General features: G+C 32.0%; 13 protein-coding genes. 7 read left to right on the top strand and 6 right to left on the bottom strand.

Going from position 1 to position 15,234, the window contains the following annotated elements:
* Window positions 1–103 precede the first annotated feature (103 nt).
* Window positions 104–1,504, top strand: coding sequence for a magnesium transporter (mgtE, locus tag EI427_RS15980; RefSeq protein ID WP_126616593.1), 1,401 nt, complete (start codon window positions 104–106; stop codon window positions 1,502–1,504).
* On the opposite strand, the gene EI427_RS15975 is transcribed toward mgtE, so the two are convergent.
* Complete coding sequence (locus EI427_RS15975; protein WP_126616590.1) at window positions 1,490–2,131, bottom strand: CatA-like O-acetyltransferase; 642 nt, start codon at window positions 2,129–2,131, stop codon at window positions 1,490–1,492. The genes mgtE and EI427_RS15975 overlap by 15 nt on opposite strands.
* Before the next feature lie 185 nt (window positions 2,132–2,316).
* Here EI427_RS15975 and nhaD point away from each other — a divergent pair, with 185 nt between their 5' ends.
* On the top strand, window positions 2,317–3,684 hold the full coding sequence (gene nhaD / locus EI427_RS15970; RefSeq protein ID WP_240655318.1) for a sodium:proton antiporter NhaD: 1,368 nt from the start codon (window positions 2,317–2,319) through the stop codon (window positions 3,682–3,684).
* A 212-nt stretch (window positions 3,685–3,896) separates the two neighbouring features.
* Window positions 3,897–4,466 carry a hypothetical protein gene (locus tag EI427_RS15965; RefSeq protein ID WP_170178500.1) on the top strand — a complete coding sequence of 190 codons (570 nt, stop codon included), beginning with the start codon at window positions 3,897–3,899 and terminating at the stop codon, window positions 4,464–4,466.
* 1 nt (window position 4,467) lies between these two features.
* On the opposite strand, the gene EI427_RS15960 is transcribed toward EI427_RS15965, so the two are convergent.
* From EI427_RS15960 to EI427_RS15950, 3 genes are all read right to left on the bottom strand, one after another.
* The gene (locus EI427_RS15960; protein WP_126616585.1) at window positions 4,468–5,400 is read right to left on the bottom strand and encodes a glycosyltransferase family 2 protein; all 933 of its coding nucleotides are present in this window, start codon (window positions 5,398–5,400) and stop codon (window positions 4,468–4,470) included.
* A gap of 8 nt (window positions 5,401–5,408) precedes the next feature.
* Window positions 5,409–7,601 (bottom strand): B12-binding domain-containing radical SAM protein, encoded by a 2,193-nt coding sequence (locus tag EI427_RS15955; protein ID WP_126616582.1) that lies wholly within the window; start codon window positions 7,599–7,601, stop codon window positions 5,409–5,411.
* Between the two features lie 148 nt (window positions 7,602–7,749).
* The gene (locus EI427_RS15950) at window positions 7,750–8,127 is read right to left on the bottom strand and encodes a DUF4296 domain-containing protein (protein ID WP_170178499.1); all 378 of its coding nucleotides are present in this window, start codon (window positions 8,125–8,127) and stop codon (window positions 7,750–7,752) included.
* A gap of 172 nt (window positions 8,128–8,299) precedes the next feature.
* Between EI427_RS15950 and EI427_RS15945 the strand changes: the two genes are divergently transcribed.
* The 4 genes from EI427_RS15945 to mrdA are packed head-to-tail and all read left to right on the top strand — an operon-like array spanning window position 8,300 to window position 13,125.
* Complete coding sequence (locus EI427_RS15945) at window positions 8,300–9,172, top strand: DUF58 domain-containing protein (protein WP_126616577.1); 873 nt, start codon at window positions 8,300–8,302, stop codon at window positions 9,170–9,172.
* Window positions 9,173–10,111 carry a hypothetical protein gene (locus EI427_RS15940; protein WP_126616575.1) on the top strand — a complete coding sequence of 313 codons (939 nt, stop codon included), beginning with the start codon at window positions 9,173–9,175 and terminating at the stop codon, window positions 10,109–10,111.
* A gap of 11 nt (window positions 10,112–10,122) precedes the next feature.
* Window positions 10,123–11,157, top strand: a complete 1,035-nt coding sequence (locus EI427_RS15935) for a vWA domain-containing protein (protein WP_126616573.1) — start codon at window positions 10,123–10,125, stop codon at window positions 11,155–11,157.
* Window positions 11,158–11,178: 21 nt separating this feature from the next.
* Window positions 11,179–13,125 (top strand): penicillin-binding protein 2, encoded by a 1,947-nt coding sequence (gene mrdA / locus EI427_RS15930; RefSeq protein WP_126616571.1) that lies wholly within the window; start codon window positions 11,179–11,181, stop codon window positions 13,123–13,125.
* Window positions 13,126–13,179: 54 nt separating this feature from the next.
* Here mrdA and EI427_RS15925 read toward each other — a convergent pair whose 3' ends face one another.
* Both EI427_RS15925 and EI427_RS15920 read right to left on the bottom strand, forming a co-directional pair.
* Window positions 13,180–13,959: a LytR/AlgR family response regulator transcription factor gene (locus EI427_RS15925; RefSeq protein ID WP_126616569.1), complete on the bottom strand. Its 780-nt coding sequence runs from the start codon at window positions 13,957–13,959 to the stop codon at window positions 13,180–13,182.
* Complete coding sequence (locus EI427_RS15920; protein WP_126616567.1) at window positions 13,931–15,085, bottom strand: sensor histidine kinase; 1,155 nt, start codon at window positions 15,083–15,085, stop codon at window positions 13,931–13,933. The genes EI427_RS15925 and EI427_RS15920 overlap by 29 nt, the downstream gene beginning before the upstream one ends.
* Between the last annotated feature and the right edge of the window lie 149 nt (window positions 15,086–15,234).

Raw genomic sequence — 15,234 nt, 5'->3', positions numbered from 1 at the left:
TAGTTAACTTCTTAAGTAGTCTCCCTTAAATCTTAGTGTATTTAAAATAGCTTTTATTGACTACTTATTTTCTATTTACTTACTAAGACCATATTTAAATCTTATGACTGTCACGAACATTGATCAGCGTTATGAAATTGTAAAAGATTTAATTGATACAGAAGATTGGAATGCATTAAAAGATGTAATTGGGAAATTGCCTACAATTGAAATTGTAGAAATCTTAGAGAAATTAGAAGAACAAGACCTCCTTTTAGTTTTTGAATTATTTTCGAAGAAAGAGAAAGCTCAAATTTTTGGAGAATTTTCTCGCGATTTACAATATCAAATTTTTAATAAATTAGATAAACGTGCTTTTTCTAAGATTTTTGAAGATATGCGTTCAGATGAACGTGCCGATTTCTATCAAGAATTAACACTCGAAGAGCAAACCTCTTTATTACCTTATTTAAACAAGCAAGTTCGTAGTAATGTTGTAGAATTAAGTGCTTATGATTCCGACTCTGCAGGAGGAATAATGACGACAGATTTTGCTACAGTTAGAGTTTGGATGACTGTTCGGGAGGCGGTTGATAAAATTAAAATTGATTCACCAGGTAAAAAAATGATTTACTATGTATATGTAGTAGATGATGAAAAAGTATTGCTTGGTTTTATTACTTTAAAAGATCTGATATTAGCCGATCTATCTGATAAAATAGCAGACCTTCTTCATGTAGATTATGTAGCGGCAAAAGTAAATGATGATAGAGAACGAGCTGCAAGAATGATTGAAAAATATGACTTAGTGGCTTTACCAATCTTAAATGATGACCATAAACTTGTAGGTATTGTAAGGCATGATGACGCTATTGAAGTAATTGTTGCCGAACAGACAGAAGATATGGAAAAAATGATGGGTATAACCTCTTCTAATGATGAAGGTGATGATGAGGGATACATGGATATATCTGTTTTTAGACACTTTAAAAAAAGAGTAGTTTGGTTGGTATCTTTGGCTATAGTTGGAATGATATCTGGGTTAATTTTACATCATTTTGAAGCTGCTTTAGATCAAATGGTTATTTTAGCTTTGTACATGCCAATGTTAGCAGATACGGGTGGAAATGCGGGTAGTCAAGCCAGTACCGTAATTATTAGGGCGTTATCTTTGGGAGAGGTTACTGTAAAAGATTGGTGGACAATCACTTTTAAAGAAATGAGAATCTCTATTCTTTTAGCTGTATGTTTATCATCTATCGCTTTTATAAAAGTATCGTTATTATCTTTTGATACTTTATTACCAGGAACATTAACCTTATCGTATGTAGCTTTTATTATTTCTTTGGCGTTAGCATTACAAGTGGTATCCTCTACAATAATAGGAGCTGGTTTACCTATAATTGTCCGAAAATTTAATGGCGATCCTGCAGTAGTAGCAAGTCCTGCAATTACTACAATAGTAGACATTACAGGACTATTAATTTATTTTAGTCTTGCAACGGCATTTTTACTTCAGGTTTAATACCGTAGCACTACAATACTCTTCCATTTTAGTAAAGAACTTCCCCATATGAATACCATCTAATAAAGCATGGTGAGCTTGTACTGATATAGGAAGCATTGTTTTATTTTCTTGTTTAAATATTTTTCCGAATGCAACACTAGGAATTCCATTGTCTAATTTTTTTCCTCTATTTGGGTTTTGTACACTTGTAAATTGAATCCATGGTACTGTAGTACAATGAATAATTGGATAATCATTTTCTTTGTACTCAAATGGTTCCCCATCAATAATTTTTTGAATAGCAGCTTTACCTACTTTAGAAAATACTTCAAAGTCTTGAAACCAATCAAGATATACGAAAGAGAACGTTTCGTCTTCTTTTAAAATAGTAGTTCCTCCATATACCGTATCAAAGGCATATATTTTCTCATCAATAATTCTAATCTTAAATTCTTCCACTTCATTCATTGCTTTCAGCATAAAATAATGATACAATAAATGTAATGAGGCTGTGTGTTCCTTTTTAAATTGTATTAATCCATCAATACAAATATTTGCGGTCACAGAAAAATTAGGGTTTTCGAATGAATTAAAATAGTGAAATTGTTCCTTTCTTTTCCATTTATCTAGGGTCAATTCTTTCATGTTTTATGATAATTAGGTTCAATAAATTGTATAATAGGGTTATTTTGATGTATTTAAAGCATTTTTTTGACTAATTTTTAACATTTTATAATAAAAACTATAACTATCAAACTTCAACAATTAATTTCGTGGCTTGTACTAGAACTTCACCTTAATATTTTTTTTCACTGATGATGTACTACCTCATGATCGAAGTCTTTATCTTCGGTTATTTATTAATTGTTTTAGAACATAACATCCATATCAATAAAGCTGCAACAGCATTGATAATGGGTGCTGGTCTATGGGCTCTTTATGCGATTGGAGCACCAGAAATCTTAGAATTAGGTTATAGTGAATCTTGGAAAGACTGGTTAACGGTAAATCCAAATTCAAAAGAATCGATGGTTCACTTTCTAGTGCATCACGAATTAACCGAACACCTCTCCGAAATTGCTTCTATTGTATTTTTCTTAATGGGAGCTATGACTATTGTAGAAGTTATTGATGAATACCAAGGCTTCCGAATAATCACAAATAGAATAAAAGTTACGAATAAAGCGAAACTTTTGGTAATTATTTCTTTCATGACATTTTTCTTATCTGCGGCATTAGATAACCTTACAACCACAATTGTAATTGTTGCTGTACTAAGTAAATTAATTAAAGATGATGAAACTCGATGGTATTTTGCCAGTATGGTAGTTATCTCTGCAAATGCAGGTGGTGCATGGTCTCCAATTGGTGATGTTACTACGATTATGCTTTGGATTGGCGGTCAAATTACTGCACTTAGAATTATTGAAGAGATATTTTTACCTTCTTTAGTAGCAATGATTTTACCATTAATAGTATTAGCACTTAAACTAAAAGGAGAGATAGATATACCAAAGATATCAGAAGATGAAAATGCAGCATTTATTCCATTAAAAGACCGTGTAATTGTTTTAGTAATGGGTATTACAGCTTTATTAATGGTTCCTGTTATTAAATCATATACTCATTTACCTCCATTTATTGGAATGTTATTAGGTCTAGGTGCAATGTGGTTTATTACAGATTTTAAACTTCATTCTAAAACACTTCAGGATAAAAGAAACTTGAATGTAGGACGTATTTTATCTAAAATTGATATGCCTACTGTATTGTTCTTAATGGGTATTTTATTAGCGGTTGGAGCATTAAGTTCAGCAGGTCACCTTAATGTGATGGCTGGTTTTATGCAAGAGCATTTTCAAGATATTTATTTACAAAATACATTAATTGGTGTGCTATCTGCAATTGTTGATAACGTTCCGATTGTAGCTGCATTTATGGGTATGTATGATATTGCTCCTGATGGTTCTACTGGAGAATTAGCAAACTTTGTAGTAGATGGTAAATTCTGGGAAATGTTAGCCTATGCTTCTGGTACAGGAGGTAGTATTTTAATAGTAGGTTCTGCAGCAGGAGTTGCAGCAATGGGTATGGAAAGAATTAGCTTTTTATGGTACCTTAAAAACATTGCTTGGATTGCTGCTCTAGGTTATGTTGGCGGAATCTCGTTATTCTATTTAGAAATGTTAGTAATGTGAATAACTTAGTATAAGTTTATCGGAACATATAAAAAAAGAAAGTTATCAACATGTCGTGTTGGTAACTTTCTTTTTTTACAAAAAACTTTAAAAAGTTAATAACAATTGAGTATAAAGCATTAAATTATACTACATAACCAATAAACGATTTATTCACAATGATAGTAAACCCCAAAACACTGTTGATAATCTCCTTTATTTACTTAATTACAGTGAGTTGTAATCAAGAGAATCAGAAAGGAAAGGAGTTGAATGTTGATAACTCTCAAGAAGAAATAATTCCTCAAGTTATTTCGCATAAGATAGAAACCAAAAGTGGAATGATATTCACATTAACTGAAGAAAAAGTTACCAACAGTGCGAGTATTATCTCTGTACAAGGTATGAACTTCCCTAATTCGAATGAGATATTAATTTTCAAAGGAGATCCAATAGAACAATTTTACGTATTGGATCTTAATAAAGATGGCTATGAAGAGCTGTATATAGCAGAACGATCTGCAGGATCTGGTAGTTATGTAAACTTAATTGGAATAGCCTCTTTTACAGATGAAAGTTATGGTAAAATTTATATCCAATCTATTGCAGAAAATGATGATCTAGCACAAGGATATATGGGTCATGAAGAGGTTACTTTTTCAGATTCAGATATTGAATTAGTATTTCCAATTTACAAAGAAGAGGATTCTAATAGTAAACCAACAGGAGGTGAGAGAATAATAAATTATGAACTCATAACTGGTGAAGCAGGATATATTCTAAATCCGTATTTGCAGATGTAGCTTAATGTCTAAATAAAAGTCCTTTTAAAAAGTATTTAAATATTTTTTTAATTGAAGTAATGTTTATAGGTGCTCCTTTATAAAAAAAAGGGAGCATTTTATATTTCCTTAATTTTAAAGTAATAAGGATACCTAGTAAATAAGTATCTTCTAATTTCTTTTTGATAACCTTTAGAAGAAGAACATTTTCAGAAAAAAAGATTAAACATTTCTTTAAATGATCTATTTCACTTTGTACTTGATCAATTAGAGAATTGGAGCTCCAAAGAGTTGAATTATGCTTTCTATAATATGTCATTACTTTGGCATCAAAATAAACAGTGCCTTTCTTAAGAAGAATTAATAGTAAATCATCATCAACTTTATAGCTTTCTCTAAATAGAAACTCAAGATCTTGATAGTCCGCTTTCGAAAAAATATTTTTAAAAAGGAGAGCACTTGAACTTTGTAGTCTATTTTCATCTACAAGAAAAGTAGTCAAGTCGTATAACTTAGAACCTAATTGATGAGGAGATGTATTTACAGTTGAAGAAACATGATGAAAATAACCAACTAGATTTTTATCTGAATTTATAAAATTAATGGCTTTATTAATTTTGTTAGTATCAGTCCAATAATCGTCTCCATCACATAAAGCTATAAATTTTCCATTTGTATCTTTTAAACAACGTAATAAATTTCCTCCGGGTGTTCTTTTTGAATTTCTAAAAAACTCTTTGTCATTACCTTTAAAAAGTACTCTAATAGAATTTTCTTTTAAAGCATAGGTCTTTAATATTTCAATTGTTTTGTCTGAAGAGCCATCATCACCAATAATTATTTCTATTGTCAGACTGTGTTGCTGATTAAGAATAGAGGAAATACATTTTTCAATGTACTTCTCATGATTAAAAGTGAGGACAATTATGCTGATATCAATAGTAGCACTATTCATTTAAAAATTTAAAACCGAATAATTAATAACCCATTTTCTCTTAATTTTTTCCAAGTATCACTTTCTATTAATTCAGAAAACTCAAAACCTGTTTCCTCTTCGAATAAGAGTTTAATTTCTTCCACTATTGGATATTCATCTTCATAAATACTGAAATCAGAAATATGTTCTGCAATCCATTCTCCTAAAATTGGAGATGTCTCTATTTCTAAATCTTCTTTTTTATTAATAAAAATCAGTTTAGCCCAATCATCATCTTCATCAAGTTCTAGCATTGGAGTTTTTCCAAGCCATACTAATGAATGTTTTAAAAGGTCTTTATCTAGTTTTTTATTTTCAAGTAGACTATCTTCTATTAAAGTAGGTGGTAAACTAGCGGAAGATGTAGCAAAATCAAACCATTTTTGAACAGGTAAATCAAGCTCTAGTCCATGCATATAATTAAAGATTGATTTGCGTAACCCTTCACCAAAGCGTTCGTGTTTTGCTCCCGTAGGATCTTTGTGTGGTAAATCATTCCAAGCAAAACCTTCAAATTCAAAATTATCTTGTTCAACTTTATATTCTTCAGGGTTTAAACCTACGGGTGCATGTGCAGTCATTGAGAAACGATGCCAGAACCCAGAATGTATACAATGGGTTGCAAACATTTGTCTAACTACTTCTAAAGAATCTATTGTTTCTTGTGTAGTCTGAGTAGGAAAACCATACATTAAATAGGCATGTACCATTATACCAGCTTCACTAAATGCTCTAGTTACTTGAGCAGCTTGACTAACCGATACCCCTTTTTTCATTAATTTTAAAAGTCTATCAGAAGCAACCTCTATTCCGCCAGAAACAGCAACGCACCCAGAAACTTCTAAAAGTTTACATAAATCTGGTGTAAATGTTTTTTCAAATCTGATATTTCCCCACCACGTAATCTTTGTTCCTCTTTTTATTAATTCAACTGCAATATCTCTTAAAGCTAAAGGAGGAGCAGCCTCGTCTACAAAGTGGAATCCAGATTGTCCTGTTTCTTTTACAATTTGCTCAATCCGATCTACAATCATTTTTGCAGGAGCGGGATCGTATCTTCCTATATAATCAAGTGATATATCGCAGAAAGTACATTTTTTCCAATAACAGCCATGTGCAACGGTTAATTTATTCCATCGCCCATCATTCCATAATCTGTGCATTGGATTGGCAACATCAATTACAGATAAATATTGATCGAGTAATAAATCACTATAATCTGGCGTACCAACATCACTGTGTTTAATTACATCTTGTATTTTTTGATCTATATAATGTACTTCGCCACTATCTAATAAATAAGTTCTTTGAAGTCGGTTTGCTGGAATTTCACCTTCAAGGTGCTTCATTAGATTTAAAAGAGGACCTTCTCCATCATCTAAAGTAATAAAATCTAAATATTGAAATACCTTCGGATCTTGAAGTGATCTTAATTCTGTATTTGGGTAGCCACCACCCATAGCCACTGCTATATCTGGGTAATTTTCTTTAATGAATTTTCCACATTTTAGTGCACCGTATAAATTTCCAGGAAATGGAACAGTTAAGGCAATTAAATCTGGTGCTATATCTTCAATCTTTTGATTTAGTATATCAAGTAACCATTCATCTAAAATATGAGAGGGCTGTTGTAAGATATCGTCTATTGGAGCAAAATTGGTAGCAGACATAGCTATTTTTTCAGCATAACGGCTAAAACCAAAGTCTTCAGTAATTGCTTCAATAATAAAATCACCAATATCTTCTAGAAATAATGTGGCAAGGTATCGGGCTTTATCATTTAAACCCATAGTACCAAAGGTCCAATCTACATTTTGTACCTGGTTAAAACGGTTGGCTCTTGGCAAGAAGTTATCTTGGCAAATACTATGTGCAAGTGTATTGTCTTTATTTTGAAGAAATTGAATTACAGGATCAATAGTTTCTAAATAATCATCCTGAAGCATAAATATTCTTTGAACATTAGCAGAACAATCTTCAATAACCTCTTCTGCAGTATCAAAAAGAGCAGTTAATCCCTCTGTGCTAAATATTTTTAATACAAGTTCTAATCCTAAATCAACTTGATATGCCGGAATATTCTTTTCTCTTAGAAATCCTTTTAAATAGGCTGTAGCAGGATAAGGCGTATTTAATTGCGTAAGCGGAGGTGTAACTAATAATGTTTTGATGGAGCTCATGCGTAGAGGTCTATATTTTTTGATGCTAAACGAAGCAGAATTGTAAAAGAGGATATTTTACTAAAACTATCCAATTACTTATGGTTTACTACTTAAAACAAGAAAAGGCACCCAAAGGTGCCTCAATTATATCTTTCCGAAAAAGAAATTACTTTTTAATATTTGGAGCATTTCCATCAGCAGTTGTAAGCTCTTCTTTTTCTGCTTTCAATTTTTCAACAACTTCTTTTTGAATTGCCGCAGCCTCATCAACATTGTCTTTTAAATAAAATTCGTAGCTTTTATTAAAAGTTGTAGAGTCTGTAGAATTCTTAGTATAAATATCTTTCTCTAATTTAGTGTAAGCATTCATAGCTTCATCTTTAGGAAGATGCTGCGTTGAGATTGTTGCTTCTGCTTTATAAAGATCGATCAAGACATTCACCATGACATCTTTAGACAGTAAATTTGCTGGTGCTTGAGGTTTTTCAGGACCACAACTTACCAACAATAATCCTAATGCGAGTAGATTCAATATTCTTTTCATAGGGCAAAAATACCTAAAGAGTTTGTATGCATGAATCATAATATGTTATGAGTATTAAAAAATGTGGTTAAATAGTGTTAAATGAGCGTTCAATTTGCTCACAACAATATGGTTGAATTAAATTTGGTAACTCAGACAGGAGAAAAAGTGAAGTAGAAACAGACGAATTAAGATGAAAGAACTTCTTAAAAAGCTAAGACGCTACGAAATTCGTATCAGAAAGGCTATTAACTCGCACATGCAGGGAGATTACCATTCTGTGTTTAAAGGCTCTGGATTGGAATTTGACGATGTCCGCTTGTATCAGTACGGCGATGACATTAGGCATATAGATTGGAATGTAAGTGCCAAAGGACATGGTACTTTTATAAAGACATTTAAAGAAGAAAAAGAACAAAGTGTCTTTTTTGTAGTAGATGTAAGTGCTTCTCAAGAAATTGGGAAACAGGGTAGAAAGAAAATCGATATTTCTAAAGAGATATGTGGTGTGCTTGCTATGTCTGCTATTAAAGAAGCAAGTTCTGTAGGTCTTTTATGTTTTTCTGATGATAAAGAACGTTACATTAAACCAAATAAAGGAGTTAAGCATGCTTATCAGTTATTTGGTGAACTGTTTCGTTTAAAGCCAAAATCGCCTAAAACGAATATAAGTAGAGCTTTAGGTCAGACTTTGGCAATGGTAAAGCGTAAAAGTATCATTATTGTAATATCTGATTTTGTAGACGAAGAATACGAGCGTCACCTAAAAGCACTTTGTCGTAAGCACGATTTAATTGTAATTCATGTAGGAGATGATAGAGAAACATCTTTCCCAAGAATTGGAATTGCACCACTATTTGACAAAGAAGCAGGTAAAACAATTTGGGTAAATACATCTTCTAGAAAATTTAGAGACCGTTTAGATCAGTTCTATGCAAAAAATAGAGTAATTTTAAGCGATCTTGTGAGACGAAATGGTGGAAACTATCTTTTTGTAAATGCTGCAGAAGATTATGTACCTCAATTAGTAAAATTATTTAAGATCAGAAATTCAGCCCGTAAATAGATGAGCTCAATAGAACTGATGAACAATCGATATAGAAATTTATTTTTAGTCGCTTTTTTAATTTTTTCAAGTGCCACATTTGCACAAGAAGAAAAGCAGACGCCACCTTATGGAAGGTTTAATACGGATAGTATTATGCTAGGTCAGGAAATAAACTACACTTTGCGTTACGAACATGCTAACAATCAAGAAGTGTTATTTCCAGATTCTACGTATAATTTTACACCTTTTGAACTTTTAAGAAAAGAATACTTTCCAACAAGAACAGAAAGCAATGTAAGTGTAGATTGTGTAGTTTATACTTTATCTACGTACGAAATTGATTCTGTTTACGAACTAGGTTTACCAATTTGGGTAGAGAGTTTAGACGGAACAGATTCTATATTTGCTAACCTAGATGGGATTTTCTTTAAGGACATGATTCCTGTTCTACCAGATTCTGCACAGCTTTATGCTAATGTAGATTATCTAGATGTAGAGCAAGAATTTAATTATCCTTACTTATTAATCTTTTTAGGTATAGTAGTAGTAATCTTCTTGATTGTACTAATAGGCTTTGGCGGTAAAATCAGAGAGTATTTTAGAAGAAAATCTTTAGAGAAAAAATACATCTCGTTTGTCAAAAATTATTCGGATCATTTAAAGGAAGATATGACAGTTGTAAATGTAGAAGAATCAACAGTGATTTGGAAAGCATTTATAGCCTCTGTTACATCAATTCAAATTCAAGCCATGACTTCTAAAGAAGCAGGCAGGGCATTGAATTCAACAGAATTGGAAGCTCGTTTAAAAGTACTTGACAGAGTAATTTATGCTGGTCAGGGAATAGATGAAGCAAAACAAGTTTTAGAAGATTTAAAAGAATGGGCAAAACAAGGGCAAGATTTTGCACTGTCTAATTCTAAAGAATCGTTTGAGTTTAAGAGTAGTAAAGATTAGTACAAAGAACTATGTACGAAGATATATTATCAACACGATGGTTTACTCCAGCAGTTTTAAAAGGCTTTGATTGGGGAGAAGAAGTGTTTTTGTATTTAATTATAGGCATTCCAGTCTTATTTATTTTAAGATGGTTATTGCGTTATAGAGTACGCCAAAAATTAGATGTGGCTTTACCAGAAGGTAGACTAAAAGCCGATTGGAGTACATTTTTGAGGTTTATACCACCCTTTATATTGAGTATATCAATTACTTTAATGTTAATAGCGTTGGCAAGACCTCAGAAAACAAACGAACAAGTAGAGCAATGGACAGAAGGTATAGATATTATGCTTATTCTAGATATTTCTCATTCTATGAAAATAGAAGATTTTGTTCCCAATAGAATGGAAGCTGCTAAAAAGGTAGCTGCAAGATTTATTGATGGTCGTATTCAAGATAGAATTGGACTCGTAATTTTCTCTGGAGAGGCAATTTCTTATGCACCTCTAACAACAGATTACAGCCTATTAAAATCTTTAGTTAAAGATATTGATTTTAGTATGATCGAGAAGCCTGGTACCGCAATTGGTTCTGCGTTAGGTGTTGCAATTAATAGAATGACAGAATCTGATGCTAAATCTAAAGTAGCAATCTTACTTTCTGATGGAGAAAATACAGCAGGTAATTTAGCACCTAAAACTGCAGCAGAATTGGCTTACGGTTACGGTGTAAAAGTATATACAATTGGTGTTGGTAAAGAAGGTAGAGTACCATATGGTACAGATATGTTTGGACGACCAAAATATATGGAACAACATCTAGACGAGACAGCTTTAAGAGATATTGCTAGAATTGGTCAGGGTAAATATTTTAGAGCAACAAACAATAAGGCTTTAACAGCTATTTTTGATACAATTGATAAGTACGAAAAAGCTGAAATTAAAGAAACTAGATATAAGGATACAAAAGATTATTATCAGATATATCTTGTTTGGGGAATGTTTTTCCTACTTATTTGGATGTTACTGAAAAGTACATTCTTAACGAACGCTTTAGAAGACTAAGAAAAGAAGGAGAGAAAGAGCATGGAGGTTAGGCGCTGGCACATTATTATTGGATTTACAATTCTATTTGTAACATATGCTTTAGTCTTATTGAATATTCAGGTATTTAGTAAGAACTATAAAATGCGTGCAGAGGCAAATATTGTAGAACGTGTTGTAGAGTACCCTTTAAGAGGTATGATCTATGATCGAAATGGAAAATTATTGGCGTCGAATGCGGCTGTATTTGATGTAATGATTGTACCTAAGGTATTCAAGTTAGCACCTCAAGATTCTATAGAATTAGCGGGAATGCTTGATTATACAATGGAAGAACTCCGCTATAATATCAAAAAAGCAAAAGGTTATTCTTGGTATAAACCTTCGGTATTTAAAAAACAATTGATAGAATCTGAATACGCTAGAATTCAAGATAAAATTATTCGTTACAAAGGACTATCAATACAAGCAAGAACAATACGTTCTTATCCTCATAAAAGTTTAGCAAATGCCTTAGGGTATGTAAAAGAAGTTACTAGAGATTTTCTTAAAAAAGATACTGCCAATTATTATCAAAGTGGTGACCTTATTGGTAAAAGTGGAGTAGAGAAATTCTATGAAAAAGAATTGCGTGGACAACGTGGTGTTAGCTACATCATGAAAAACGTAAAGGGAGTAACGAAAGGGAAATTTGAAGATGGAAAATTAGATACAATTCCTCAAGTAGGAGCAACGTTAACATCATCTATAGATCTTGATCTCCAAGCATATGGAGAACTTTTAATGAAAGATAAAAAAGGAGCAATTGTAGCAATAGATCCAAGTACTGGAGAAATATTAGCAATGATTTCTGCTCCTTCTTATGATCCTAATGAATTAACAGGAGAGGGAAAAAGACTTTCTAAACGTTATGGAGATTTATCTAGAGATACAAATAAGCCACTTTTTAATAGAGCAATGCAGTCAAGGTATCCTCCGGGATCAACCTTTAAAACTGTAATGGCAATGATTGGCTTACAAACAGGAGCTATTGATACTTTAACAACCTACTTTAGTTGTAATAAACGTTTAGTTGGTTGTCATAATCATGATTCTCCATTAAATGTAAAAGGGTCTATAATTAACTCTTGTAATCCATGGTACTATCAAGAAATTCGTAGAATGCTAAATGATGAAGGAAAGAGGTATGAGACTTCAGATCTTCTAAGAAAAACATTAGATGAATGGAAAATTGATGTACAGGGATATGGTTTAGGACGAAAATTAGGGGTTGATATGCCTTATGAAAAAGGGGGGTTAGTACCTAGTTCAAAATTATATGATCGTATTTACAAAGGGGGTGGATGGAAAATTAGTACAATCCATTCTATCAGTATTGGGCAGGGTGAAGTATTAGCAATGCCTATTCAATTAGCTAATTTAGGAGCAATTATAGCCAATAGAGGATACTATTATTCACCTCATATTATAAAAAGTGTTGGAGGTCAAGGGCCTTTAAAGCAATATAAAGAGAAACATAAGGTAGATGTAAAACCAGAATATGTAGATCATATTGCTAGAGGAATGGCAGATGTACCAAGAATAGGTACGGCACGTAGAGCATATAGTCCGGATATTGTTATTTGTGGAAAAACAGGTACGGCTCAGAACCCACATGGAGAAGACCATTCTATTTTTATGGGTTTTGCTCCATTGTATAATCCTAAAATTGCTATTGCAGTTTATGTAGAGAATGCAGGATTTGGAGGTACTTGGGCAGCACCAATAGCAAGTTTAATGATGGAAAAATATGTAAATGGAGTAGTGAAACGTCCATATTTAGAAAAATATGTAAATAGCGTGAATCTAATTCAGAGAGAAAAGGAACGAAAAGAAAAAGAAAGAATATTAAAAGAGCGTAGAGAAAAAGCAAAGGAACGTCTAAAAGCACAGCAAAGGCTGAGGCAAAAAAGAGATTCAATTGCAGTAACAACCTCTTCAGAATCATAAAAAAAGGGAAATACATTTAACGTGTATTTCCCTTTTTATTTATTTAAAATTGCCTTAAGAATTAGGCATAATTCCTTTACTATATATAGTATCTTTTACTATTTGTTGATACAAACGTCCAATAGGAAGCATTTTGCCATTTTTAAGCTCTACCTGATTACCCTCAATTGCATTTACTTTCTTTAAAGAGATAGCATATGATCTATGAATTCTAATAAACTCATCTTCTGGGAGATTTTCAAGAATTTTGGTTAGTGTATAATGTACTACCATCTCTCCATTAGAAGTATAGACACGTAAGTAGTCTTTTAAACTCTCCATGTATATAATATCTTCTAAGGCAATCTTCACCATTTTCTTTTCTACTTTCAAGAAAATGTAAGGAGGTTCTTCAGAATTATTAGATGCACTACCTGTATTTATAACAGCTTGAGGGGCTTTATTTACAGTTTTATTATTAGCAGCTTCTTTTGTGTGAATTAGTTGAGAAGCTTTATTAGCAGCTTTTAAAAAGCGTTGAAATGAAATAGGCTTTAATAAATAATCTAAAGCAGAAATCTCAAATCCTTCTAAAGCATACTCACGATAAGCCGTTGTTAATATTACTTCAGGCTTCTTTTCTAAAGATTTAACAAAGTCGATACCTGTTAGCATAGGCATATTAATATCCAAGAACATCAAATCAACTTTCTCATTTTGTAGCACGTTGAAAGCGTCTATTGCACTTTCACATTTTGCCACAATTTCAAATTCACTAAGGCGCTGAAGATAATTTTCAATTACCTTAATTGCCAGTGGCTCATCATCAACTATTAGGCATTTTATTGTGCTCATTTCTTGGTATTTTTAATGTTACTCTAAATATTTCTTCACCATCATTAATATTCAATGTGTAATTGTCTCCATAAAGAAGTCTTAAACGTCTTCTTGCATTTGAGAGACCGAACCCACCTGTTTTAGTCTTCTGAGTAGACGTTTGAACAGGTAGAATAAATGGTAAAGGAGTTTGATCAATATTTGGATTTTCTACTTCAAAAGTGATAAAATCTTCAGATATCTTCAAATTTAAACTAATTTCGATAGAGTTCAATTTGTTTTTTACTCCATGTTTAAATGTATTCTCTATAAAAGGAAGAAATAAAAGTTGTGGAACTCTTACATCTTCCGCTTTGCCTTCTATATCAAAAGTTAGATCTAACCTATTACCAAACCTAAGTTTCTCTAAGTCTAAGTAGTTATTCATATAATAGAGTTCATCAGCAAGATTAACTCTAGATTCTTTTTGATAGAGCATATAACTCATTAATTCAGATAATTTCATAACAGCATCAGATGCTTGGTCACTTTTATCTAGTGTTAATGAATAAATATTATTAAGCGTATTAAACAAGAAATGAGGTTGAATTTGAGATTTTAATAAATTCAGCTCAGTCATCATGTTTTGTTTTTCTAGCTCTCTTGTTTTCTTTTGATTAAGAATCCAATTACGTGTTAAACTAATAGAAGTAGTTAAACCTAATACATATAATTCTCCTGTAATAATTGCTATTACATGGTTTGTACTAAAAATTTCTGCTTGTGTACCAGCTTCAGGCCAAACAGGCAATAGAAACTGTTGTGTTAGAAATACTTTTAAGTACATCATTACTACTAGCGATATTCCTAAGTTTAATAAGTAGAGAGAATATTTTTTAGAAGGAATATACTTTGGTAGTAAATAATAAGCATGATAATACGATAACGGTATATGTATCGAGAAACCAATCAAGTTAGATTGGAAGGAATATAAATAGTCGTCATAGTAGCTTCCCCAGCGCAATCCATTTAAAACAAAATAGATTACCCAAAAGATTACATGATATATTATCGGCTTGCTGAGTTTTAAACGCATCGATTTTGGAATATGATCAAAAATGTTCACAGGTTCATCGAATAGCTTATCTTTTGCTGTCGTAGTCATTTATTAACTTATTTTTATTAATAGATGCTAAATAACAGTTAAGCGTCGATAGAACAATTAAATTAGATTTAATGCAGTAAATATAGGATTTTATGACGTTTATCCATAGTTGAATGCAGTTTATCCTTTAAATAGTGTCGTCTAGCATA

The sequence above is a fragment of the Flammeovirga pectinis genome (assembly GCF_003970675.1).
In the GTDB taxonomy this organism is placed as follows: Bacteria; Bacteroidota; Bacteroidia; order Cytophagales; family Flammeovirgaceae; genus Flammeovirga; species Flammeovirga pectinis.
This window is presented reverse-complemented; position numbering and strand designations above follow the sequence as displayed.

What these genes read in the sequence shown, in the direction of transcription:
- EI427_RS15955 (WP_126616582.1), bottom strand. Translation starts at nt 7,601, where the DNA reads ATGAGCTCCATCAAAACATTATTAGTTACACCTCCGCTTACGCAATTA.
- EI427_RS15975 (WP_126616590.1), bottom strand. Translation starts at nt 2,131, where the DNA reads ATGAAAGAATTGACCCTAGATAAATGGAAAAGAAAGGAACAATTTCAC.
- mrdA (WP_126616571.1), top strand. Translation starts at nt 11,179, where the DNA reads ATGGAGGTTAGGCGCTGGCACATTATTATTGGATTTACAATTCTATTT.
- mgtE (WP_126616593.1), top strand. Translation starts at nt 104, where the DNA reads ATGACTGTCACGAACATTGATCAGCGTTATGAAATTGTAAAAGATTTA.
- EI427_RS15925 (WP_126616569.1), bottom strand. Translation starts at nt 13,959, where the DNA reads ATGAGCACAATAAAATGCCTAATAGTTGATGATGAGCCACTGGCAATT.
- EI427_RS15960 (WP_126616585.1), bottom strand. Translation starts at nt 5,400, where the DNA reads ATGAATAGTGCTACTATTGATATCAGCATAATTGTCCTCACTTTTAAT.
- EI427_RS15935 (WP_126616573.1), top strand. Translation starts at nt 10,123, where the DNA reads ATGTACGAAGATATATTATCAACACGATGGTTTACTCCAGCAGTTTTA.
- EI427_RS15950 (WP_170178499.1), bottom strand. Translation starts at nt 8,127, where the DNA reads ATGAAAAGAATATTGAATCTACTCGCATTAGGATTATTGTTGGTAAGT.
- EI427_RS15940 (WP_126616575.1), top strand. Translation starts at nt 9,173, where the DNA reads ATGAGCTCAATAGAACTGATGAACAATCGATATAGAAATTTATTTTTA.
- EI427_RS15920 (WP_126616567.1), bottom strand. Translation starts at nt 15,085, where the DNA reads ATGACTACGACAGCAAAAGATAAGCTATTCGATGAACCTGTGAACATT.
- nhaD (WP_240655318.1), top strand. Translation starts at nt 2,317, where the DNA reads ATGATCGAAGTCTTTATCTTCGGTTATTTATTAATTGTTTTAGAACAT.
- EI427_RS15945 (WP_126616577.1), top strand. Translation starts at nt 8,300, where the DNA reads ATGAAAGAACTTCTTAAAAAGCTAAGACGCTACGAAATTCGTATCAGA.